Raw genomic sequence first — 22,962 nt, forward strand, 5'->3', positions numbered from 1 at the left:
TTGCGAGCCAATTGTTCTGCTTGCTCCGCCAGTTTGGGCGCGCGTGCCTGCGCTTGAGCCGCTGCACTGGATGTCCCTGCAGACGTGCCAGACTGCGCCTTGCGCGGCACAGTGCCCCCAGAGGAGCTTCGTGAAAACCAACTGAAAAAAGACATGGCGCACCTGAAATGAAGCGCTTTGAAAAATGCGCAAATAAGTGTACAGCGCTACCCTAGAGCGCATGCTACTGGTCAGCCAAGAAGTTCGCCAGTCTTTTTTTGATGTGAGTTAAATCAAATATCAATCGATCACGTGGAGGCCACACGGCGTTTGCGATTGCCTAACCGTTTGGAAAGTACCGCCCCCACCGCCATCACCAGATGCAGTGCCACCGCGGGCTGGCGATTGGACAACTCTGTGAACCGCATCGCAGGCAGGCTCCACAGCTTGCAGGGCGATCCCGCCTGCACCGTGGCCGAACGAGGCAGGTGCGAGAAGAACGCGCCCTCACCCACCACCGAACCGGGGCCGACGATGGCAAGACGCAGCCGTTGCTTTTCATCCTCGAAGTGCACACTCAGCGTGCCGCTCTCGAGCAGATACAGCGTGCGATCGTTTGTGCCCTGTGCGAACAACACCTGCCCCGCAGGCAGCGACACCGGCAACAGATAAGGTGCCAGCAGATCCCATTGCTCCGCATTGAGCACATTGTTCAGGCTGTCATCCGCATTGGCCTGACTGATGGCCTGCACCAATCCATGCAGATCCACCTTGCCATCTGTTCTTGTGACTATTGTATTCATGGCATGGAAGCTAATTTGATTGTAAAAATCGCACAAGCGTGCAAGCGCCCGGAAAGGTCTCCATCACTGTGCGCAGCACGCGAAATCGCGCGAACTATGAAACGTTTGCCCACAATTTAATCAGTTCTTGCGGATTACTCAAGCATCGCATGATTTGAGGCGCTTGCGCGGGCAAGGTTCACTGTGCTTCAGTCCAAGGCAATTTTGCGAGTGCGGATGAGTCTGCTCAGCACCGCTGTCTCGGCTTCGATGGTCTTCGTGAACGCGGCACTGTCCTGTGCGATGGTCTCCACACCCAGATCGGCAAAACGCTGCTTCACCTCGGGCCGCTGCATCGCCCGGGCCACTTCGTCAGCCATGCGCTTCATGATGGCGGGTGGCGTCTTGGCCGGTGCGAACAGGCCGAACCAATTGCCGAGCTCCATGCCCTGGATGCCCGCCTCGGTGAGCGTGGGCGCATCGGGGAAGAACGGCGAGCGCTTGGTACCCGTCACGGCGAGCAGTCTGGCGCGGCCTTCGCGGATGTGCTGAAAACCGGTGGCCGGATCGAAGTAGTAGTCGATCTGACTGGCCAGAATGTCCTGCAGCGCCGGGGCCGCGCCCTTGTATGGCACATGCACCACATCCACGTTGGCCTGCTGCTTGAACAGCTCGCCCACCAGATGCATCTGCGTGCCCGCCCCGCCCGAGCCATAGCTCAGCATGCCGGGCTTCGCCTTGGCCATGGCCACCAGATCGGCGGCATTCGATGCGGAGAGCCCCTTTCGGGTCACCAGATAGAGCTGTGCATAACCGAGGCTCACCACCGGACGCAGGTCGCGTTCGGGATTGAGCGCCGGTTTGAAGAGCGAGGGATTCGCAGTCTGTACCGAGATCGGCGCGACCATGAAGGTGTAGCCATCGGCCGCCGCATGGATGGTCTCGCTGGCGGCGATGTTGCCGCTCGCGCCTGGCTTGTTGTCCACCACGATGGGCTGGCCCAGCGCCTTCTGCAGAGGCAAGGCGACGACGCGCGCCATGACGTCGGTCGTGCCACCGGCCGGAAAGCCGACGACGAAGCGGATCGGCTTGACCGGCCAGTGATCTTCAGCCTGCGCCACGCCCGCGAGCGCCGCGACCAGCAGACCGGCCATGGCCGTTGCACACAGGAGTCGACGACGCGAGCCTTGATGTTGATGAGTTGATGCGATGGTCATGTCTTGTCCCCTCTCGTTGATTGTTTGAGCGATGGCGGTGGCGGATCGCTCAGGCCGCCGAAAAGATCCAGCCGGACATGGGCGCGCTGCGGATCAGGCGCGTCTCCTGCGCCACGATCAGGTGCTCGGACGCGGCCAGATAGGCAGGGAAACCCGGGTGCGCGTCGCGCTGCTGGCTGCGGCGTTCGTAGTCCGCCAGATCGGTGTAGGCCCACAGATGTACGAACTGATTGAGCGGCCCGACCTGACTGATGTAGAAGCCCAGCGGATGCGCTAGCGTCTGCATGAGAATCGGTAGGGCGAGACGGTTGAACACCTCCAGAAACTCGCCCATGCGGCGCAGACGGATGGTGTAGATGCGGTGATCGACCAGTGGTCGCTGCAGGGTGTCAGGCGACATGGCGCGCGGCCTCCGTTGCGCTGCTGAATTCCGGATGCGCGAGCGCCCCCGCGATGACATGGGCCGTGAGCCAGCCGAAGGTCATCGCCGGGCCCAGCGTGATGCCCGCGCCGGGGTAGTTGCCACCCATCACGCTGGCCCGGTCGTTGCCCACCGCGTAGAGGCCGGAGATCACGGAACCGTCCACGCGTTGCACCTCGCCCGCCGCCGTGGTGCGCAGGCCATCGAAGGTGCCGAGGTCGCCCATCAGCACCTTCACCGCGTAGTAGGGGCCTTTGCCCACGGGCGCAACACAGGGGTTGGGCCGATGCGCGGGATCGGCCAGATAGCGGTTGAAGGCCGTGGTGCCCCGGCCGAACTGCGCATCCACGCCATGGCTTGCCGTGTCGTTGTACTCGTGCACCGTGGCTTCTAGCCCCACCGCATCGATACCCGTGGCCCGCGCCAAATCGGCCAGCGTGCGGCCCTTGAAAAGATAGCCCTTGCGGATCAGCCCGCCCAACGGCATGGGCGCGGGCTTGGCGTAGCCAAGACCGTACGTGGAAATCGTGGACTGGTCGCAGATGAGCCACATCGCCGTCTCCTGCTGGCCCGCGCAAGCCTCGATCATGGCTGCGCCCACGTCGTGGTACGAATTGGACTCGTTGGTAAAGCGCCTGCCGTTCCTGAGCACGCCGATGATGCCGGGCTTGTAGCGGTCGAGCAGGTGCGGGAACACTCCCACTCGGCCGCCGGACAGCGGCACAAGCGAGACCGGCATCCACGCGGCCGCGCCCGTGCCGTCAAAGCGCATGTCAGCATGCCCACCCACCGCCTCTGCCAGACGCAATCCGTCTCCGGTATTGCCTTCAGGCACGGGCGAGAGATGCTCTCCGCCGCGCTGCAGATGCGGGTAGCGCGCTGCGATGCGCGCCAGATCCTGCGCATAGCCGCCGCAGGCGAGCACCACGCCGCGCCGCGCCGTGATGCGCTGCTCGTGCCCCTGCAACTGCACGCGCGCACCGTTCACGCGACCATCGGCCAGCAGCAGTTCACGCGCATCCGCGTTGGTGTGGATGGGAATGCCCAGATCAAAACAGCTCTTGGCCAGCCGCGCGGCCAGTGCATTGCCGCTGGTCACCTGCACGCCGCGCCGGTAACGCAGCAAATCGAGCAGATGCCCGCCAAGCCGCCGCGCCACATAGGCCGCCGACACGAGCGACTTGGTTGCGCGAAAGAAGTGCTTCAGATCGGCGTTCGATGAATTGAACATCATGCCGACGAAGGTGATGGTTTCCAGCGGCGGACGCAGCCGCGCGAGGTCCGCGCCCAGCAGGCTGGAATCAAAAGGTGCAGCCAGAATCGAGCGACCCACCTGTGCCCCGCCAGGAGCATCCGGGTGATAGTCCGGATAGAGCGTGGGCAGGAACTGGACAGCCGTTTCGCGCTCGAACCATTCCACCATGCGCGGAGCGTTGTCTAGAAAAGCCTCGACGCTCGCCTCGTCATAATAGTCTCCCGTCTGATGCCGCATGTAGGTGCGCATGGCCGGGCGGTCATCGGGCACCTGCGCGTGCCTGCTGCCGGGAATCCACAGCACGCCACCGGAGAACGCAGTGGTGCCGCCGAAAACCGGTTCTTTCTCGATCACGACCACGTCGAGGCCGAGCTTTCTGGCCGTGATGGCCGTCGCGAGGCCACCAGCGCCCGAGCCGATGACCAGCAGGTCGCAGATCAGATCTTGCGGCAGGGATGTAGATGTGGGGCTGCTCATTCGCCTGCTCCCTGCGAGCGCGCGCTGTCGTTGAAGCCGGGACGCGGCACCAGGTCCATCCACATGCAGCCAAGGCCGCCATCGACCAGCAACTCGGCGCCGTTGACATAGGCCGCCCGTTCACTGGCCAGAAAGAGCACCGGCTCGGCAATGTCCACCGGCTCGCCGATGCGGCGGCTGGCAGTGGCGGCAGCGCGGCGCGCCTCGAAACCAGGTGCTTCGTAAAACCTGGCCGACAGCGCCGTGCGGACCATGCCCGGACACACCACATTGCTGCGCACACCGCGTGGACCCCACTCTGCCGCCATCTGCCGCGACATCAGCAGCACCCCGGCCTTGCTGGCGCTGTAAGCACCACTGCCGGTCTGCGGATGCAGCGCCGAGATGGACGCCACGTGCACAATGCTGCCGCCGCCCGCTTCGAGCATCTGCTGGCCAAAGGCGCGCGAGCACAGCAGGTAGCCGGTCAGGTTCACGGCCAGCACCGCATTCCATTCGGCGATGGAGACCGACTCCAGCTCGCCAGCGCGCAGCAGGCCCGCGTTGTTGACCAGCGTGCTCACGGGGCCCAGTTGCGACCGCACCAAATCGGCGGTGGCCCGCACGGCGTGCTCGTCGGCGATGTCGCACTCCACTGCGAGCGTGCGCGCGCCTTGCTCGGTCAGCGCGTCCGCCATGTGGCGGGCGGCGGGCAGATCGCGGTCCAGCAGCGCCACCTGCGCGCCCTGCCCGGCCAGCGCCCGCGCAATGGCGGCACCGATGCCGCTGCCCGCGCCGCTGACCACGCACACGCGGCCCGCAAGTCCAAGCCAGTCACTCCGTTGATCGGACGATTCGCTCTTCAGCGAGAAATCCGTTTTCTCGTTCATCTCTCTTGCCTCCTTCATTCCAGCCTTGAAGGATCGCCGCGCGCCTTGATTCATTCAAACGACAAAAGCGGCCATGAACCGGACAATTCCTGCGGAGACATCAAACAAACCCAGATGAAGAAGAATGAAGAAGACACCCGGCACCGTGCGCAGCTTTGCGCTCTACGGCAACAGCGACACCGCGCCCGCCTGGGCCGAGCTGGTGCATCTGGAAGACATTCCCGAGCGCTCCAGCCGCTTCGACTGGGAGATTGATCTGCACTTTCACGAGGGCCTGCTGCAGCTGCTCTACCTCACCGCTGGCGGCGAGAGTGAGGCCTTCATCGACGGCACTCGCTGGGTGCTGCGCCCGCCCTGCCTCATTCTGGTTCCGGCACGCGCTGTGCACGGCTTCAGTTTTCACCCCCAAACCGATGGCCCGGTGATCACGGCCGCGCAGAAGCCGCTCGAATCACTGGCAGCGCTCACCGCCCCCGGTCTGCTCGACCACCTGCGGCGTCCCGTGGTGCTGGAGGTGGCGCCCGACAGTCGCCATGCGCGCGAACTGCAGCCGCTGTTCGAGGCCATTCAGCACGAATCACAATGGCATGCCGACGGCGGCATGGCGGCAGGCATGGCACTGCTTACGGCCTTGCTGGTGCAGGTTGCGCGCGTGGCAGCCACCGCGCCTGCCACGGCGCAGAGCTTGCGCACACGCAAAGCCCTGCAGATCGCGCGCTTTCGCTCGTTGCTCGACGAGCACGTTCGTCGCCGCGAGAGCGTGAGCCACTATGCGCAGGCACTGGGCATCACGCCGGGCCAGCTCTCCCGGCTCACGCGCGAGGTGCTGGGCATATCGGCGCAGGACGTAATCAACGCCCGTGTGGTGCACGAGGCACAGCGCGAGCTCGTCTATTCATCGCTGGCCATCAAGCAGATCGCCGCCGAACTGGGTTTCGAGGATGAGGCCTACTTCGGTCGTTTCTTCAAGACGCACACGGGGCACCGACCCACGGAATTCCGCACGCTGGCACGGCAGCAGCTGGCGTAACGGCAATCGCTCGCGATCAAGCGCGCGTCGCAGCCATCCAGCCCAGCCCCGCACGCGTGCCACCCACCTCCGCCCCACGCACGGGCCGGTATTCGCAGCCGATCCAGCCGTCAAAACCCAGCTCGTCGATCAGCGCGAAGAGGTACGGGTAGTTGATCTCCCCCACATCGGGCTCGTGCCGCTCGGGCACGCCCGCGATCTGCAGGTGGCCGACGCGGCCCGTTGGCAGATAGCGGCGAATTTTGGTCGCCAGATCACCCTCGACGATCTGGCAGTGGTACAGGTCCATCTGCACCTTCACGTTCGGCTCGCCAATCTCGGCGACCAACGCGTGCGCATCGTCCTGGCGCGAGAGGAAATAGCCCGGCATGTCGCGGCCATTGATCGGCTCGATCAGGATGGCGATGCCGTGCTCGCCCGCAATCTTTGCGGCGTAACGGATGTTGTTCACGTAGACGCGATGCGCCTCTGCCCGCTCCACGCCGCTTGGCACCAGCCCCGCCATCACATGGATGCGCGGACAGGCCAGCGCTCGCGCATAACTCACCGCACGCGCGATGCCTTCGCGAAACTCCGCTTCGCGACCCGGCAGGCAGGCCGTGCCGCGCTCGCCTGCGTCCCAGTCGCCGGGCGGGGCGTTGAAGAGCACCTGAGTGAGTCCGTTTTGCTTGAGCTGCTCGGCCAGTTGCTCGGGCGCGAAGGCGTAAGGGAACAGAAACTCCACGCCTTGGAAGCCATCGGCTGCGGCAGCAGCAAAGCGGTCAAGAAAATCCAGCTCGTTGTAGAGCATGGACAGATTGGCGGCAAAACGCGGCATCGCGTCGTCTCCTGATAGGGTTGTAGGCGGCGGGCCGCTGGCTCACTTGCCGATGCAGAACGACGAGAAAATCACGCCGAGCAGATCATCCGATGTGAACTCGCCCGTGATGGTATTGAGCGCGTTCTGCGACAGGCGCAATTCCTCGGCCAGCAGATCGAGCGCCGGGTTGCTCGCGTGGATCTGCGCGGCCGATTCCATCAGATGCGCATCCACCTCGCGCAGCGCGGCGATGTGGCGTGCACGCGCGATGTAGATGCCCTCGGGCGCCGATTGCCAGCCCGCGATCTCCAGCAGCTTGCGGCGCAGTTGCTCCAGCCCATCGCCCGTGCGCGCGGAGAGCTGCACCTGCGCCATGCGCCCGGCCTGCAGTTCGTCGGGCGCTGCCACGCTGGCCGCATCCGTCTTGTTCCACACATCGATCACCGGCACCTTCTCGTGCAACTGATCCGCCAGCTCTGTGGCAATCTGCGCATCCGCCGCCGCATAGTCCGCATCTTTCACGCGCGTCAAATCGTGCAGGAACAGCACCGCGTCGGCCGCCTTGATTTCTTCCCACGCGCGCGCGATGCCGATCTTCTCGACCTCGTCATCGCTCTCACGCAAACCGGCCGTGTCGATCACATGCAGCGGCACGCCTTCGATCTGAATGGTCTGCTGCACCTTGTCGCGCGTCGTGCCCGCAATTGGCGTGACGATGGCGAGCTCCGCGCCGGCCAGCGCGTTGAGCAGCGAACTCTTGCCCGCGTTCGGCTGCCCGGCGATCACCACCTTGATGCCCTCGCGCAGCAACGCGCCCTGCTGCGCGCGCTGCATCACTGCGCCAAGCTGCGTCTGCAAACGCTCCAGCTGCCCGGCCGCATCGGCCTTTTTCAGAAAATCGATCTCCTCTTCGGGAAAATCCAGCGTCGCCTCGACCAGCATGCGCAGATGGATCAGCGCATCGCGCAGCGTATGAATTTCTTTGGAGAACGCGCCCGAGAGCGAGCGCCCCGCGCTGCGCGCCGCCGCTTCGGTGCTCGCGTCGATCAGGTCGGCAATCGCCTCGGCCTGCGCCAGATCGATCTTGTTGTTGAAGAATGCACGCTGCGTGAATTCACCCGGCTCGGCCAGACGCAGCTGCGGCAGCGCCTCACGCGCGAGTTCCATGCAGCGCGCCACCAGCAGTTGCAGTACCACCGGACCGCCGTGCGCCTGCAGCTCCAGCACATCCTCGCCGGTGTAGCTGTGCGGTCCGGGAAAAAACAGCGCGAGCCCGCGATCGATGGCCTGGCCCGCCGCATCCGGAAACGGCAGATAGTGCGCCTCGCGCGGATTCAGCTTGCGCCCCAGCAGCCGTTCGACAAACCCGGCCAGCCCCTTGCCCGACACCCGCACAATCCCCACGGCCCCGCGTCCAGGAGCGGTGGCGATGGCAACGATGGGGTCGGCGTGGCGAGGAAGCATGGTGAGAGTCTGAATTCAAAGGGACGCAAGTGCTGGCTACGATCATAGCCAGCCCATGAAAAATGTCTGATGTCAAGTCCTCACTGTGGACCGGCATCGGACCAAAACCCCATACGCCGCAGGCAGTTAGACCTGGAGCGGGTTACTCTTCGGCGGTTGGCCTTCGTGAGCTAGGTGCCACATGGGTGCATGGCGGTGGCAAACACCGTCATGCTCGGGAGGGGATTTCCCCCTCCTTTGGGCAGCCCAAGTCAGGCAGCGATCAATCCTTCTGCGGCAGTTTTCGCCGCCTGCGACACGCTTTCGCGAAGCCGCACAGAGGCAGCGGCATCTGAGGCCGAACGGCTCACCTTGGCGGCAGCCTGCGACGGCCAGTCCGTCGAACCGGCCAGAATGACCCCAGGCTTATCGCCGAACTCCTTGGCGAGCCGCTGCCGGATCGACTCAGGAACAAAGCCAGCGCCGGGCAGCGCATACGCCAGGTACTCCACGAAGTACGGGTGCTTGTGCCAGCGCCCGCCGTCAACGGCGCGCTCCATCGAACGCTCGAAGTGGGACAGCAGAACAGCCAGCGCACCTTGCCGCTGAGTTCCCGGGTCGGGCGAGCGCATCCAGTCGTACCCGGTGCGCTTGACCTGCTCGCGCTCCTTGTACGGCATGGGCACGAAGCCCAGCGTCGCCTGCGCTTCCTCGAAGAGCTGGTGCCGTTCGCTGTGCGCCTTGATGTCAGCTGGCAGCCTCCCATCAAAGGTGAAGGAGCAGAAGCGGCAGTGGTGCGCACCGCCGTCCATGTCCACGTGGCTGGCCACTTGCGCTTCGTAGCGCTTATCCAGTTCGTGGAAGTGGCGCACTCCATACTCGGCCGCGGCAATGGCATTGAGCCGTTGCATATGCGTCAGGTCGGGGAGTGTGGCTTTGGCCGCCTTGGCGGCCTTCTTGAGGCGGGCCAGATCGGCCCATGTGATGGTGTTCATCTTCATTGGTTTCTCAATCGAAGACTCCTAGGGTCCGCTCAGTAGGAATCCGACCAAGATTCCAATGGAAATCGCCATTGGTAGTGAGTGAACTTTGCCATTGCGGACGGCCAGCACCTACCCGTGCATGGCGCCATCTTAGCAAGTTTCAGGCTGGCGTGTGCGCCGGCAGGCTCTTCTGCGCTTTGCGCTTGGCATCCACCCGCCTAAAGCCCCGGTCCCCCGCCATGAACGCCTCCAGCATGTGCGGGATCAGCGTGGCCGCATCGACCGCATCGCCGTAGGTCTGTGCGTGCAGCACGGCATAGCGATCCAGTTCGGCCTTCAGACTGGTCGGGCAAGAGAACGTGAGCTTCGTGGCCTCGGTCTTGGGCAGCGGCCCCAACCGCAGCTTCTTGGTGGTGTTCATTTCGCGGCTCCCCGGTTGAAGAACAAGGGGTGGTACGGCCGCAGCACGAGGTCGCGGTTGACGATGATGCGCACCGGCAGGCCCGGCCGCTCCGTCAGCGTCGGCTGGATGTTCATGTTGCGCCGGGTCATCTCCTGGCCCACCTGGTTCACGCTGTCCTGCAGGCTGTCGCGCCCGGCGATGATGACGCGGTTGCCGTCCTGCCGGTTCTGGGGCGCGGCCAGCTCGGCGCCTACGCCCAACAACGTGGTCAGCGCCGCGCCGGCAAACACGCGGTCCCAATGCCAATCGACGCCATCCTCCAGGCCGGAGTAACCGGCCGGGTCAGTGCCTGCAAGGTTGTCGAGCTTCAGCGAAGACGTGTCCGGCAGGATGATGCGGTTCCACACCACCTGCACGCGGCTCTGCCCGTAGCTCACCTGGCTGTTGTACTTGCCCAGGATGCGCGAGCCCTGCGGGATCAGCAGGAACTTGCCCATGGCCGTGTCGTAGACCGGCTCCGTCACCGTGGCGATCACGTCGCCCGGCAAGTCCGACTTGATACCCGTCACCAGCGCAGCCGCGATCACCGTTCCGGCCATGACCTGATACGGCGAGGACGGCATTTGCAGATTCCCGGAATTGCGCGTTTCCGTAGAACCGCCTTTCAGGAAAACCCCTTTCTGGTCTTGCCGGTTCTGCACAGCGATCGGGTCGGATGGCTGGGCTGCCGTCGAGGCTGGCCCGGCGGCGAGCGGATCGAAGTCCGCCAAGCCGGATGCCGAACCTGCGGTGGCAACTTGCGCGGTCGCTGCCGCACTGGTCTTGCCGGGCGTGCCCGAGCGGAAGAACACCGACGAAGCCGCCGCCGCATCGGCTTCCTTGCGCCGTGCATCCTCCGGGTCGTGGCCCGGTGGCGCATACGTCGGCGTCACCGGCTGCTGCGACTTCACGATGGCTGGGCCGAGATCGCCCGGCAGCGGCGGCCCCAGTTCCGGCACCTTTGCCGGCAGCTTCGAGTAGTCGGTAGGCAGTCCATCCAGTCCTTCTGACTTCGAGACGCGGTCCACGTTGTACAGCTCGGTCTGCTCGCCTGCACCGCGCCGATGCGGTTGCAATGACCAGATCGTGGCACCGAGCAGGGCGACCGACAGGCCGCCGACGAGGATGGCCAGCGTGCGCCGGTTTAGGCGCGTGACCGGGCGCGGCTGGGCGCGCAGCGCCACCGCCTCGGGCGCTTCCTTCGATGGAACAGGAATATCGGCGGATTGATCATGGCTCATGCTCAGTTCCTCCGCGTTCCGTCCGTGCGCTCGATCCGCACCACATCGCCCTTGTCCCCGCCCAGGCGCAGCTCGGCCGCGCCGAACAGCCTGTCAACGATGTAATACGGCGACCGAAAACGGTAGTTCACCAACTGCCCGTCGCCTTGCGCGCCGATGACGAACAGTGGCGGCAGCTCGCCCTGGGCGATGCCCGGCGGGAACTGGATGTAGACCTTCTCGCCGTCATCGAATGCGCGCAGCGGCTTCCACGGCGGATTGCTGCCGCTGACCGCGTAACGGAAACGGATCTTCTCCAGCGACAGGCCAGAGTCCAACGGCGCAGCAGCATTCGCGGCCTGTGCCTGGCGCTGCAAGGCCAGCATCTTGTCCTTCGGATACTCCCAGGACACCGAAGCCATCCACGTCTTCTCGGTCGAGGTCAGCTCGATCAGATAGGTGCGCCGGCTGGTGGTGATGACCAGATTGGTCTTGAGGCCCGAGCGAATCGGCTTGACCATCACATTGACGCGCAACGCATCGCCGCTACCGCTCGATGTGTCCCCGACGATCCAGCGCACGGTATCGCCAGCGGCCACTGTCACCAACTCCTCGCCCGGCTGGAGCGCGATCACGGTCACGCGGCCCACGGCCGCATAGACCTGATACAGCGCGCCATCGGTGAAGGGCCACACCTGAATCGCGTTGACGTAGCCCTCGCGCGTCGGCGCAATGCGCGCTTCAGCGTTGGCGCGGGACACGCGCACGGTTTCATCGGCGGGTTCTGCGACGGGTTTGGCATCCGGCACAGGTTTCATCTGTGCCGGTATCGGCAGTACCTGCGGCACGGCCACCACCTCCACAGGCGAAAGCGGCTCCGGCAGCGGCTGGGCCTGCACCGGTTCATCAAGCGAGATGGACGGCGGCGGCTTGCCCTGCGTGGCGCAGCCTGAGAACAACACGGTCGCGGTCAGCAGGATCATGGGCAATGCGGGTTTACGGAAAAGTGCATTCATGGTTTTACTCCTTCGTTTCCTTCCAGTTCACGGCTCCACGACAGCCCGTTAACGTAGATGCCCAGGGGGTTCTTGCGCAGCCGCTGCTCGGTGCGCGGCGTCTGCTGCACGATGGAAATCACCGCGTTCCAGCGCTCGGTGCGATCCAGCGCACCGTTCACAAAGCGGGTCTCCGTCCAGCGCACGTTGAACGACTGGTCGCTGGCGCGGGTTACGCTGGTGATCTGCACCGTCACCGACTCCTTGCCGATGCGCGCGAACGGATCGCTCACGCGGGCGTACTCGTTGAGCGCCAAGGCACCTTTGTCCGTGGTGTAGTTGTAGGCATCGAGCCAGCTCTGCCGCACGACGATGGGATCGATGGACAGCGAGCGCACCAGCCCGATGAAGCGGCCCAGGTGATAGGCCATCTGGGCATCGTTGGGCCGATATGGCGTGGCGGTCTCGCCGACCGCGCGCACCTGGCCCGCGTTGTCCACCTCCACCACGTAGGGCGTCACGATGGACTGCGCGGAACGCCAGACCAGGCCGCCCGCCATCAGCACGGCCAAGGTGAGGCAGCCCAGTGCCATGAAACGCCAGTTCCTTGCCTGCACGCGGGCCGAGCCAATGCGCTCGTCCCACACTTGGCCTACGGCTTGGTACGGAGTGGCAGGCTGCGGCGTGTCGGCGTAGCGCACCTGCGGTCGTTTGAATCGCATGGAAGTTCTCCTTATGAATCGGAATCGCGAAGGCTTGGGCCCTGACTGGAGCTGCCGCCATCGCCGCCGCGCAGCGTGTGGGCGGCGGTGGTCGCGGCATGGGTGAGCTGCTGCCTGCGATGCAGGCGCTTGGCCCAGGCCGGCTGTTCGGTGGATGGGGGCGGTGCGGCGGTTTCGCTGCTGCTGTGCGTCCCAGCAGCTGCCCCCGACGTCGATTCGGCGTCATCGGGTCGGAAGGCGGCGACGACACGCTCCTTCATCGAGCGCGCTCCGTCGGCCACCTTCTGTCCGGCGGCCTGCGCGCCGGTCTTGGCCACGTTGCCCACGCCGGCGGCGGCACCCTTGAGGCCGCCACTGGCTGAGGCGGAACCTGCCTGGTACGCCGACCGTGCGCTGCTGGCGGTCGATGCCATCGAGCGGGCACCGCCCCCGGCCATCCTGGCGGCGGCAGGTGCCATGCGCGCTCCGGCCGCTACGGCGCTACCGACGCCAGAGGCTGCGGCGCCGACCGCCACGGCGGTTCCGGCTGCACCGATGGCAGCACCGGCCATCGCGCCCGCGCCGAGCTGTGGCCCACCCGATACCAGCCCCGTCGCGATGCCTGGCCCAAAGATGCCCAGGGCCAGCAGGGACAGCGAGGCAAGCATGGAGACCAGCGCCTGGTCGATGGACGGCTCGGAGCCCGGCGGTATCCTGAATTCGGCGAACAGCCCCGAGCCGATGCCCACGATGACGGCAAGCACCAGTACCTTGATGCCTGAGGACACCACATTGCCCAGCACCTTCTCGGCCAGGAACGCCGTCTTGTTCCAGAGGGCGAACGGCACCAGCACGAAGCCCGCGAGCGTGGTCAGCTTGAACTCGATCAGCGTGACGAAGAGCTGCACCGCCAGCACGAAGAAGCTGACGATGACCACCAGCCACGCGAGGAACAGCACGACGATGGGCGCGATGTTGATGAACACCTCGGGGAAGCCCGCCATCTCCCGGATCTGGTCGAGGATGGGCGCCGCCGCGTCGATACCGGCCTTGGCCAGCCGTCCCGGCTGCAGGAAGTTGCCCATGCTCAAGGTCGAGCCGCTGGCCGTCAGGCCCAGCCCGGCAAAAGACCGGAACAGGATGCCTGCCAGGGTGTTGAAGTTGCCGATGATGTAGGCGAAGGCACCCACGTACAGCACCTTGCGGATCAGCTTGGCGATCACGTCCTCGCCCTGGCCGGTGGCATGCCCCATCGCCCAGAACAGCCCGACCAGCGTCATGTCGATGACGATCAACGTTGCGGTCAGGAACGCCACCTCGCCTTGCAGCAGGCCGAAGCCCGAGTCGATGTAGCGCGAGAAAACGTCGAGGAAGCGGTCAATGACCAAAACGTCGTTCATGGCCCGGCTCCGTCAGCGGCTGTAGAAGTTCACGGGCTGCGGTGTGTACGGCGTACCGGTGCCCACGAAGCGCCGGTTCACCTCGCGGCCACGCTCCACGGCGGCCGCCTGCCGCGCCAGCTCCAGCGAGGCCGCCCGGTCCTGGGTAATCTGCAGCCGCTGCGTCTGGATCGACTGCTTGGCCTGCAGGGCCAGCAGCTGGTTCATGGCCTGCATCGCCTGCAGCGCGCCCTCGGCCGACTGGCTCTTGCCCACGAGGTCGGCCAGCACGCCTTCGTCGTCGCTCAGGTTCTGCGAAGCCTGGGCCTGCATCTGCATGGTGGTCTGCAGGCCGTTGAGTGTGTTCTTCCAGCGCTCCTGCGCGTCGCGGAACATCTGATTGCCGCTGACGGTGGCGGCGTACTGCTCGGGATACAGGCGCTGGAACATCTGGTCCATGTTCGCCACGTCATAGGCCATGCCCTTGGCCTGTGCGATCAGCCGTTGGGTTAGCGCGAGATTGCTGCGAAGCCGGCTCACCACGCTGAAGGGCAGGCTCGCCAGGTTGCGTGCCTGGTTGATGAGCATCTGCGCCTCATTCTGGAGTTGGCGGATCTGGTTGTTGATCTGCTCCAGCGTGCGAACGGCGGTGAGCGTGTTTTGCACCAGATTGGTCGGGTCGAGCACGATGTCGCCGACGCCGAACAGCGCGTGCGCGGGCTGCGCGATGCCGAAGGCGAGCACGCAGGCGGCGGTCAGCGCGGCGAGTTTGGGGGCATGGGTTTTCATAACTGGTTCTCCTGGGAATGGCTGGGGATGGGAGCGGCACCCGGCGCAGGGCCGGGAAAATCGCGCAGCAGATCGGCCGCCCAATCGAGGCTGCGGTGGCGCAGCCATGCGGCTGCGAACGGGGTGGAAGCGGAAGGCGTGGAGGTGGTGGCGGCAGCGAGCACCGTGTCGATGTCGCGCTGGTCTTGCGGCGTGGACGCACCCGCGAAGGCCAAGGTCGCGGCGCCCAGGTCGAGGTCGAACAGGCGGTTGCCGAGACGGGATTGGTAGTAGTAGTCGCGCTTGGGCTGCGCCGTGGCGACGATCTCGATCTGTCGGCTGTTAAGGCCGAAGCCCTCGTAGATCGTGCGAATCTGCGGCTCGGTCGCCTGCGGGTTCGGCAGGAAGATGCGGCTCGCGCAGCTCTCGATGATGGCCGGCGCGATGCTCGAATCCTTGATGTCCGCCAGGCTCTGCGTGGCGAAGATGACACTGACGTTCTTCTTGCGCAGCGTCTTGAGCCACTGGCGGATGCGGGCCGCAAAGACCGGGTCATCGAGGAACAGCCACGCCTCATCGAGAATCAGCAGCGTGGGCGCACCGTCAAAGCGTTCATCGAAGCACGCAAAGAGGTAGTGCAGCACGGCCATGACGGCGGCCTTGCTGTGCATCAGCTCCTCCATCTCGAAGCCCTGCACGTCGGCCATGCCCAGGCGATCCGAATCCGCATCCAGTAGCTTGCCGTGGGCGCCGCCCAGCACGTACGGCGCGAGCGCCTGGCGCAGCGCATTCGATTGCAGCAGTACCGACAGGCCCGTCATCGTGCGCTGTTCCATCGGCGCACCGGCGAGACTGCCGAGCGCCGACCAGATAGCGGCCTTCTCTTCGGGGCCGACGGCCACGCCCTCATGCCGCAACCGGCCTTCGATCCATTCGGTCGCCCAGGTGCGGTAGCCTTCGCGGTCGATGCGTGCCAAAGGCTGGAAGGCGATCTCTCCATCCATACCCAGGTCGTAGTGCTCACCACCCAGCCCGAGAATGGTGGCGCGCATCGAGCGCCCCATGTCGAAGGCAAAGATGCGCGAGCCGCGATAGCGCCTGAACTGCATCGCCAGCGTGGCGAGCAGCACCGACTTCCCCATGCCCGTGGGGCCGGCCACCAGCGTATGACCCACGTCGCCGATGTGCGTGACCAAGCGGAACGGCGTCGCGCCTTCGGTGCGCGTGACGATCAGCGGTGGGCCGTCAAGGTGCGCGTTCTTCTCTGGCCCGGCCCAAACCGCCGAGACCGGCATCAGGTGTGCCAGGTTCAGCGTCGAGACGATGGGCTGGCGTACGTTGGCATAGGCGTGACCAGGAATCGACGACAGCCACGCATCCACGGCGTTGAGCGTTTCAGGGATCGTCACGAAGCCGCGCCCCTGGATGGCGCGCTCCACCATGCGCAGCTTCTCATCGGCCTTCGCGGGGTCGGCATCGAGCACCGTCACCGTGGTGGTGACATACCCGAAGGCCACCTGATCGCTGCCCAGTTCCTGCAAGGCTGCATCGGCATCGGCGGCCTTGTTGTTGGCGTCGGTATCGACCAGCGGGCTTTCTTGCTGGAAGATCGTTTCGCGCAGCAGCGCGATGACGTTCTTCCTTTTCGCAAACCACTGGCGGCGCAGACGGGCGAGTTCTTTTTCCGCCTCGGCTTTGTCGAGGCAGAGAAAGCGCGTACTCCAGCGATACGCAAAGCCCAGGCGGTTGAGGTCGTCCAGAATCCCCGGCCAGGTCGAAGTCGGGAAACCGCGCACCGACACCACGCGCAGGTGTTGGTCACCCAGCATCGGCGCCAGGCCGCCGACCAGTGCGGAGTCCGTCAGCAGCGCGTCGATGTGGAACGGCACTTCGGGAACGCCGACGCGGTAGCGGCGCGTCGAGACGGTCGAATGCAGGTAGGTCAACGTCTGGCTGTCATCAAGCCATGCGATCTCCGGCATCACGCCATCGAGCAGGTCGAAGATGCGATCCGTTTCAGCGACGAAGGCGTGCAGCCGTTCGCGCCAATCCACGCCTTCGGTCGGCTGGTTTTCATACAGCAGGCCCGCGGCGCGGGCGCGGGATTCCTCGGACGGCAGGTAGGCCAACGTCAGGTGATAGCCGCTCTCGAAGTGGTTGCCCGAATCCTCGAAAGCGGCGCGGCGTTCTTCATCGACCAGCCAGGACAGCGGTTCGGGGAAATCGGAGTGCGGGTAGTCGGCGGCAGACCGGCGCTCGGCTTCGATGAACAGCGCCCAGCCCGAACCCAGGCGGCGCAGCGCGTTGTTCAAGCGAGCCGACGTGGCGATCAACTCGCCTTGCGTCGCGCTGTCGAGGTCGGGGCCACGAAAGCGCGCCGTGCGCTGGAAACTGCCGTCCTTGTTCAAGACGACGCCCGGCGCCACCAGCCCGGCCCAGGGCAGCCAGTCGGCGAGCAAGGCCGGGCGCTGGCGGTATTCGGCGAGGTTCAGCATCGCGGCGTCCTCCCCTATACGTCCAGCAACGGGCGGTGCTTGATGTGCCGCGCGAACACGGCCATGAACTGCGGATCGACGCGCGCACCCCACATCGCCAGCGAATGGCCGACGATCCAGAGCACGACGCCGGGAATCCACAGTTGCAGGCCCAGCCCGACAGCGGCGGCCAACGTGCCATTGGCGATCGCCACGGTGCGCGGTGCGCCGCCCAGCAGGATCGGCTCGGTCAGCGAGCGATGCAGCGGCACCTCGAACCCGGCCGCGAAGGTGTCCGGGGCACTCATACGACGGCCCCGCCAGAGAAGCTGAAGAACGACAGGAAGAAGCTCGAAGCCGCGAACGCGATGGACAGACCGAAGACGATCTGGATCAGCTTGCGGAATCCGCCCGAGGTATCGCCGAAGGCCAGCGCCAGGCCCGTGGCGATGATGATGATGACCGCGACGATGCGCGCCACCGGCCCCTGGATGGATTCGAGGATGGATTGCAGCGGGCCTTCCCAGGGCATCGAGGAGCCGGCGGCCTGCGCAGTGCCCGCAAGCAGCAGCATGAAGGCAGCGAGCATCAAGCCTTGCATGGCCGGGCGAGCCAGGCCATCCAGCCGCGCGGGACTGGAGCGGCGTGGAAGCGGATTTACGGAAACACGGAAAGCATGGGCGTGCGTTGTCATGGCAGTTCTCCAGAAAGGTCGAGGGATGGGGAAGTCGCCGCAGCGGGTGCGGCATCGGGAAGTGGCGGCAGCTCGGGAAACGGTGTTTCCATCGCATCCGCCAGTCGGTAACCCACGCCGTCGAAACCGACGACGCGGGCGATGCTCTCGATGCGGCGCTTGCGCCCGCGCCCGGCGATGTGAATCACCACGTTGACCGCTTCCGCGATCAGCGCACGGGGTGGGTTCACCGCCACTTCGAGAATCAGTTGCTCCAGGCGCAGCAGCGCGCCCAGTGCGGAGCCTGCGTGGATCGTGGCGATGCCGCCCGGATGGCCGGTGCCCCACACCTTGATGAGATCCAGCGCCTCCGCGCCGCGCACTTCGCCGACGACGACGCGATCCGGGCGCAGGCGCATGGACGAGCGCACCAGCTCGGTCATGGACACCACGCCCGCGCGCGTTCGCAGCGGCACGTGGTCGCGGGCCGCGCATTGCAGCTCCACGGTGTCTTCGAGCACCAGCACGCGGTCGCCCGTCGCGGCGATTTCGGCCAGCAGCGCATTGGCGAGCGTGGTCTTGCCGCTGCTGGTAGCCCCGGCGATCAACACGTTCTGTCGCTCGCGCACGGCGCGAACGAGAAAGCCCGCCTGCGCGCTGGTCATCATTCCGTCGATGACGTACCGCTCCAGCGGAATCACGCCGATGGCGCGCTTGCGCAGCGCGAAGGCCGGCCCCGGCGCTGCCGGCGGCAAGATGCCCTCGAAGCGTTCGCCGGTTTCGGGCAGCTCGGCGGACAGCAACGGCTGGCCGCGATGGACTTCTGCGCCAACGTGGGCGGCGACAAGGCGAATGATCCGTTCGCCATTCGCCTCGGACAGTTCAACGCCCATCGGCGCGCGGCCCGATGAAAGTCGATCCACCCAAAGGGTGCGATCAGGATTGAGCATGACTTCTACCACGTCCGGGTCTTCGAGCGCGGCGGCGATCAGCGGCCCCATCGCCGTGCGCAGCATCTGAATGCGGCGGTCGAGCGAGGTGGCGAAAGACGAAGGCGCGGCGCTCATGAGGCACGCTCCTGCGCTTCGGCAACTGCCGCCGCGTCATCCATCCGCATCGGGTCGGGGTGCAGTTCCTCCACCACATCGCGCACCAGGCTGCGCCCGCGCAGCAGGTGACGGCCCAACTGCTCCACGAACTGCTCGAACCGCGCCTTGCCCTGGGCACGCGCCGCGTCTTGGTGCGCCTCGGGAACTGGCGTGCTGACCGTGAGGAAGTAGCGGATGAACAGCGCCAGTGTTTCGATCTGGATGTTCTGGTCGCGCTCCAGCCGCTCGGCATGGCGCGACAGGCGATCAAGCCGCTTGGCAATCGCTGCCTCGCGCTGGTCGGCGGCGTCGGGCGACAGCCACGATGCGAGCGCCGCCGCGACGATGCTGGATTTCGATACGCCTTTCTTGGCGGCCAGCTCGTCCAGACGCTTGGCGTGCTCCGGCTGGATGAACAGGTTGAGGCGATAGTGGCTCATAACTCGATTCCGTCGTTGGGGTCGAGGGAAGCCAGCCGGGCCGTGCGCTGCATGGCCGGATCAAGCTGGCGAGGAAGGGGAAGTGGCAGGTCGTCGTCGTCATCGAGCAGCGCGCGGTCGGCTGCGGCTGCGGCTGCGGCCAGCTCGGGGTCGTAGGCGACGGTTTCTGAGAGCTCGGGCTGACGGCGCGGGCCGCCGCCGTCGTCGGCACTGCCCAGGCCATCAGCGGGTGCAGTGGCTGGTGTGGCGGGCATGGAGGGAATCGCCAGCTCGCTCCAGTCGTCGGCCCGCGAGGGCGGCACGTCGGCATAGCGCCCGACCGCAAGCACGGGCGGCGGCTGCACGCGGCGCTTGAAGTTGCTGTCCGCGTAATAGCGCAACTTCTTGGCCTTGATCGGCGCCACGCTGGACACCATCACCACGGCTTCGTCGGGCGGTAGCTGCATCACTTCGCCCGGCGTCAGCAGCGGCCGGGCCGTCTCCTGACGCGACACCATGAGGTGCCCGAGCCACGGAGCCAGCCGGTGGCCGGCGTAGTTGCGCTGCGCGCGCAGCTCGGTGGCGGTGCCCAGCGTCTCGGAGATGCGCTTGGCCGTGCGCTCGTCGTTGGTGGCGAACGTCACCCGGACATGGCAGTTGTCCAGAATCGAATGGTTCTGCCCATACGCCTTGTCGATCTGGTTCAGCGACTGCGCGATGAGGAAGCTGCGGATGCCATAGCCGGCCATGAAGGCCAACGCCGTCTCGAAGAAGTCCAGGCGCCCGAGCGCCGGGAACTCGTCAAGCATCAGCAGCAGCTTGTGGCGGCGTTCGATGCCGTCGGAGCCATCGAGCGATTCCGTCAGCCGTCGCCCGATCTGGTTGAGGATCAGGCGGATCAGCGGCTTCGTCCGCGAAATGTCCGAAGGCGGCACCACCAGGTACAGCGATACCGGATGCTCGGCAGCGATCAGGTCGGCGATGCGCCAATCGCAGCGCGAGGTGACTTCGGCCACCGTGGGATCGCGGTACAGGCCGAGGAACGACATAGCCGTGGACAGCACGCCCGACCGTTCGTTGTCGCTCTTGTTGAGGACTTCGCGTGCAGCGGATGCCACCACGGGATGCGGGCCATCGCCGAGATGCGGCGTGGTCATCATACGGTGGAGCGTCAGCTCGAACGGACAAGCCGGATCGGAGAGGAAGTTGGCGACGCCGCGCAGCGTCTTGTCCTCGCCCGCGTAGAGCACGTGCAAGATGGCCCCGACCAGCAGCGCGTGCGAGGTCTTTTCCCAGTGATTGCGTCGCTCCAGCGCGCCTTCGGGATCGACCAGAATGTCCGCGATGTTCTGTACATCGCGCACCTCGTGCGCGCCGCGCCGAACTTCCAGCAATGGGTTGTAGGCCGCCGACTGGCTATCCGTCGGGTTGAATAGCAGACAGTGCGAGAAGCGCGAGCGCCAGCCTGCGGTGATGCTCCAGTTCTCGCCCTTGATGTCGTGGATGACAGCAGAGGCGGGCCAGCTCAACAAGGTCGGCACCACCAGGCCTACACCTTTGCCCGAGCGCGTAGGAGCGAAGGTCAGGACGTGTTCGGGGCCTTCGTGACGGAGGTACTGGCGATCCTGCTGGCCCAGGAACACGCCGGCCGGCTGCGTGAGACCGGCCTTGCGAATGTCATCCGCGTTGGCCCAGCGCGCTGACCCATAGGTCGTGACCAGACGCGATTGGCGCGAGCGCCAGATCGACATGCCAATCGCCACCAGCACGGCGACAAGACCGCTGCCGCCCGCGATGGCGCCGCCGGTGTCGAACACGCGCGGCGCGTAGGCGTCGAAGACGAACCACCACTCGAACAGCCGCCACGGGTGATAGACCGGCGTGCCGAAGAAATCAAACCAGGGCGAGCCAAGGCGTAGTTGGTAGCCAAGGGCTGCTGCTGTCCATTGTGTGGCGCCCCACACTCCGGCGATCACGATGCCGAATACCACGGCGATCTGACCGAACAGCACGTTCGTTCCTTGCATCGGTCAACCTCCCACTACGGCACAGGGACGTGCCGTAGTGCCGAGGATCAAGGCGAGCGTGCAGGCCGGTCAAAGACCGTTATGGCGGGGATTCAGGCCCAAAGAGCCAGATTTCTTGCTATGTCGAAGGCCACAAAAATGCCGCAGACGTGAGCGAGCTGCGGCGTGGTGAGGTAACAGTGCGAATTTCGTCGCAGCGAAATGACAGCGATGAAGCTATTTAGACTTCTGTTCCGGGCGGTCGCCGAAGAAACGCCGGTTGGCGGCTTCAGCCGCGCGGTGGCAGAGTTCTTCGCCGACTTTCGCACGGTCTTCCCTGCACAGGCGCTGGACTTCCTTGAGGCGCTCGGGATGGGCCACAAGGAAGTCCACGGTTTCCGTTGGTTGGGATGGCCCACAGGCCGTCAGTGCGGCAACCATAAGCAGCGGCAGGAATCGGCGCATCGCTTTGCCTGTGGGTCAGGAGTCGTCGGCGGCGCTGAAGCCATCCGCCGAATCAATGGAGGCCACTCGTTCGATGAACCGGGTCAGCATTTCAGAAGGCCCCACGTCACGGTGTAACAGGTAGGTGGTCAGCATCTGCGGCTTTCCCGCCAAGTGCCGGGCCACAACACCTGGCCCACGGCCAGATGCAATATGCGCAGCACCGGCCAAACCTAGTGCCAACCCGGCGGAGACCAAGGTCATCATCACCTCATAGGACGCCACGCGCTGAGCGATCAGTGGCTCTTGCTCATATCGATGCAAAACGCGATCGACTTGACGCGCATGGCCTTCGCATATTGCCGGATCGCATAGCGCCAACGGATAACGCAACACTTCCTCCAAGGGCACGTGCTTGTGGGCCAGCACAGGATGGCGAGCTGGGACCGCCACCATCAGTTCGTCTTCCCACGCAGGTCTGGCCACAATGCCGTCTCCCACCTCTTTAGCCATCGAAAAGCCAACGTCATATAGGTCATAGTGCAGACCCTTGATCTGCTGGTCCAGCGGAACCTCAAACAGCCGAATGTCGATTTCAGGATCTTCCTCTCGGCACCGTGCCAGCAGCGTTGGCATGCGCGAGGGCGTGATGCCATCGGACAAGGCGATACGCAACTGGCCTTGAAAGCCATTAGCAGCCGACTGAACGCTATTACGTGCCTGCTCTAGGGCGGTAAAGATGCGGGGTATGTGCTCCAGAAACCGATGCCCCGCTTTTGTCAAACGGGTGTTACGTGTGGTACGCGTGAAGAGCGATACCCCTAGTTCTTCCTCCAACTCTTTGATGTTCCGAGAGAGGGGTGACTGATCAATATGCAGCTTCTCCGCTGCGCGGGCGAAGTGAAGCTCTTCAGCAACAGCCTTGAAATAGCGCAAATGCCTCAGCTCCATACTTTATCCCCAGGTCACAATGGTTTCTATGCGCGACACACGACCAACAGATCCCTGACCTTTACCCGACCTAGGGCTGTGCAGCATCGATCGACGTCTCTTTTTCACGTCAGCTCGTGACAGAAGCTTCGGTGCGCCTTGGCGGTC

At 65.1% G+C, this 22,962-nt stretch carries 23 protein-coding genes; 1 reads left to right on the forward strand and 22 read right to left on the reverse strand.

What is annotated here, in order from left to right; genetic code table 11:
• Nucleotides 1-287 precede the first annotated feature (287 nt).
• The 5 genes from G7047_RS22565 to G7047_RS22585 form a co-directional block, all read right to left on the reverse strand.
• Complete coding sequence (locus tag G7047_RS22565) at nucleotides 288-782, reverse strand: Crp/Fnr family transcriptional regulator (protein ID WP_166310190.1); 495 nt, start codon at nucleotides 780-782, stop codon at nucleotides 288-290.
• A gap of 188 nt (nucleotides 783-970) precedes the next feature.
• Nucleotides 971-1,978, reverse strand: coding sequence for a tripartite tricarboxylate transporter substrate binding protein (locus tag G7047_RS22570; RefSeq protein ID WP_166310192.1), 1,008 nt, complete (start codon nucleotides 1,976-1,978; stop codon nucleotides 971-973).
• A gap of 49 nt (nucleotides 1,979-2,027) precedes the next feature.
• Entirely contained in the window at nucleotides 2,028-2,378 is a 351-nt protein-coding gene (locus G7047_RS22575) for an NIPSNAP family protein (RefSeq protein WP_166310194.1), read from the reverse strand.
• Entirely contained in the window at nucleotides 2,368-4,131 is a 1,764-nt protein-coding gene (locus tag G7047_RS22580) for an FAD-dependent oxidoreductase (RefSeq protein ID WP_166310196.1), read from the reverse strand. Before G7047_RS22580 ends, G7047_RS22575 begins: the two co-directional genes overlap by 11 nt.
• On the reverse strand, nucleotides 4,128-5,000 hold the full coding sequence (locus G7047_RS22585) for an SDR family NAD(P)-dependent oxidoreductase (protein ID WP_166310198.1): 873 nt from the start codon (nucleotides 4,998-5,000) through the stop codon (nucleotides 4,128-4,130). The genes G7047_RS22580 and G7047_RS22585 overlap by 4 nt, the downstream gene beginning before the upstream one ends.
• 124 nt (nucleotides 5,001-5,124) lie before the next feature.
• Between G7047_RS22585 and G7047_RS22590 the strand changes: the two genes are divergently transcribed.
• Nucleotides 5,125-6,030, forward strand: coding sequence for a helix-turn-helix domain-containing protein (locus tag G7047_RS22590; RefSeq protein ID WP_166310200.1), 906 nt, complete (start codon nucleotides 5,125-5,127; stop codon nucleotides 6,028-6,030).
• Between the two features lie 16 nt (nucleotides 6,031-6,046).
• On the opposite strand, the gene otnI is transcribed toward G7047_RS22590, so the two are convergent.
• The 17 genes from otnI to G7047_RS22675 all read right to left on the reverse strand — a co-directional run bounded on the left by otnI (nucleotide 6,047) and on the right by G7047_RS22675 (nucleotide 22,815).
• On the reverse strand, nucleotides 6,047-6,847 hold the full coding sequence (otnI, locus tag G7047_RS22595; protein ID WP_166310202.1) for a 2-oxo-tetronate isomerase: 801 nt from the start codon (nucleotides 6,845-6,847) through the stop codon (nucleotides 6,047-6,049).
• A gap of 42 nt (nucleotides 6,848-6,889) precedes the next feature.
• Nucleotides 6,890-8,293 carry a tRNA uridine-5-carboxymethylaminomethyl(34) synthesis GTPase MnmE gene (mnmE, locus tag G7047_RS22600; protein ID WP_166310204.1) on the reverse strand — a complete coding sequence of 468 codons (1,404 nt, stop codon included), beginning with the start codon at nucleotides 8,291-8,293 and terminating at the stop codon, nucleotides 6,890-6,892.
• Nucleotides 8,294-8,544: 251 nt separating this feature from the next.
• A complete protein-coding gene (locus G7047_RS22605; RefSeq protein WP_166310206.1) occupies nucleotides 8,545-9,267 on the reverse strand; it encodes a hypothetical protein in 723 nt (240 codons plus the stop codon).
• Nucleotides 9,268-9,415: 148 nt separating this feature from the next.
• Nucleotides 9,416-9,676: a DUF2274 domain-containing protein gene (locus G7047_RS22610; protein WP_166310208.1), complete on the reverse strand. Its 261-nt coding sequence runs from the start codon at nucleotides 9,674-9,676 to the stop codon at nucleotides 9,416-9,418.
• A complete protein-coding gene (locus G7047_RS22615) occupies nucleotides 9,673-10,938 on the reverse strand; it encodes a TrbI/VirB10 family protein (protein ID WP_166310210.1) in 1,266 nt (421 codons plus the stop codon). The genes G7047_RS22610 and G7047_RS22615 overlap by 4 nt, the downstream gene beginning before the upstream one ends.
• A gap of 2 nt (nucleotides 10,939-10,940) precedes the next feature.
• Complete coding sequence (trbG, locus tag G7047_RS22620; RefSeq protein WP_166310212.1) at nucleotides 10,941-11,933, reverse strand: P-type conjugative transfer protein TrbG; 993 nt, start codon at nucleotides 11,931-11,933, stop codon at nucleotides 10,941-10,943.
• Nucleotides 11,930-12,634, reverse strand: coding sequence for a conjugal transfer protein TrbF (trbF, locus tag G7047_RS22625; RefSeq protein WP_166310214.1), 705 nt, complete (start codon nucleotides 12,632-12,634; stop codon nucleotides 11,930-11,932). The genes trbG and trbF overlap by 4 nt, the downstream gene beginning before the upstream one ends.
• 11 nt (nucleotides 12,635-12,645) lie before the next feature.
• Nucleotides 12,646-14,013 carry a P-type conjugative transfer protein TrbL gene (trbL, locus tag G7047_RS22630; protein ID WP_166310216.1) on the reverse strand — a complete coding sequence of 456 codons (1,368 nt, stop codon included), beginning with the start codon at nucleotides 14,011-14,013 and terminating at the stop codon, nucleotides 12,646-12,648.
• 12 nt (nucleotides 14,014-14,025) lie between these two features.
• The gene (gene trbJ / locus G7047_RS22635; RefSeq protein WP_166310218.1) at nucleotides 14,026-14,781 is read right to left on the reverse strand and encodes a P-type conjugative transfer protein TrbJ; all 756 of its coding nucleotides are present in this window, start codon (nucleotides 14,779-14,781) and stop codon (nucleotides 14,026-14,028) included.
• Entirely contained in the window at nucleotides 14,778-17,255 is a 2,478-nt protein-coding gene (gene trbE / locus G7047_RS22640) for a conjugal transfer protein TrbE (protein WP_166310220.1), read from the reverse strand. The genes trbJ and trbE overlap by 4 nt, the downstream gene beginning before the upstream one ends.
• Before the next feature lie 14 nt (nucleotides 17,256-17,269).
• On the reverse strand, nucleotides 17,270-17,542 hold the full coding sequence (locus G7047_RS22645; protein ID WP_020230337.1) for a VirB3 family type IV secretion system protein: 273 nt from the start codon (nucleotides 17,540-17,542) through the stop codon (nucleotides 17,270-17,272).
• Nucleotides 17,539-17,928, reverse strand: a complete 390-nt coding sequence (locus tag G7047_RS22650; protein WP_166310222.1) for a TrbC/VirB2 family protein — start codon at nucleotides 17,926-17,928, stop codon at nucleotides 17,539-17,541. The genes G7047_RS22645 and G7047_RS22650 overlap by 4 nt, the downstream gene beginning before the upstream one ends.
• Nucleotides 17,925-18,974: a P-type conjugative transfer ATPase TrbB gene (trbB, locus tag G7047_RS22655; RefSeq protein WP_166310224.1), complete on the reverse strand. Its 1,050-nt coding sequence runs from the start codon at nucleotides 18,972-18,974 to the stop codon at nucleotides 17,925-17,927. Before trbB ends, G7047_RS22650 begins: the two co-directional genes overlap by 4 nt.
• Nucleotides 18,971-19,435 carry a ribbon-helix-helix protein, CopG family gene (locus G7047_RS22660; protein WP_041104112.1) on the reverse strand — a complete coding sequence of 155 codons (465 nt, stop codon included), beginning with the start codon at nucleotides 19,433-19,435 and terminating at the stop codon, nucleotides 18,971-18,973. The genes trbB and G7047_RS22660 overlap by 4 nt, the downstream gene beginning before the upstream one ends.
• The gene (locus G7047_RS22665) at nucleotides 19,432-21,441 is read right to left on the reverse strand and encodes a conjugal transfer protein TraG (RefSeq protein WP_166310226.1); all 2,010 of its coding nucleotides are present in this window, start codon (nucleotides 21,439-21,441) and stop codon (nucleotides 19,432-19,434) included. Before G7047_RS22665 ends, G7047_RS22660 begins: the two co-directional genes overlap by 4 nt.
• A 216-nt stretch (nucleotides 21,442-21,657) precedes the next feature.
• On the reverse strand, nucleotides 21,658-21,885 hold the full coding sequence (locus tag G7047_RS22670) for an EexN family lipoprotein (RefSeq protein WP_166310228.1): 228 nt from the start codon (nucleotides 21,883-21,885) through the stop codon (nucleotides 21,658-21,660).
• A 15-nt stretch (nucleotides 21,886-21,900) separates the two neighbouring features.
• Complete coding sequence (locus tag G7047_RS22675; protein ID WP_166310230.1) at nucleotides 21,901-22,815, reverse strand: LysR family transcriptional regulator; 915 nt, start codon at nucleotides 22,813-22,815, stop codon at nucleotides 21,901-21,903.
• Nucleotides 22,816-22,962: the final 147 nt, after the last annotated feature.

The organism is Diaphorobacter sp. HDW4A (genome assembly GCF_011305995.1).
Lineage (GTDB): Bacteria > Pseudomonadota > Gammaproteobacteria > Burkholderiales > Burkholderiaceae_C > Diaphorobacter_A.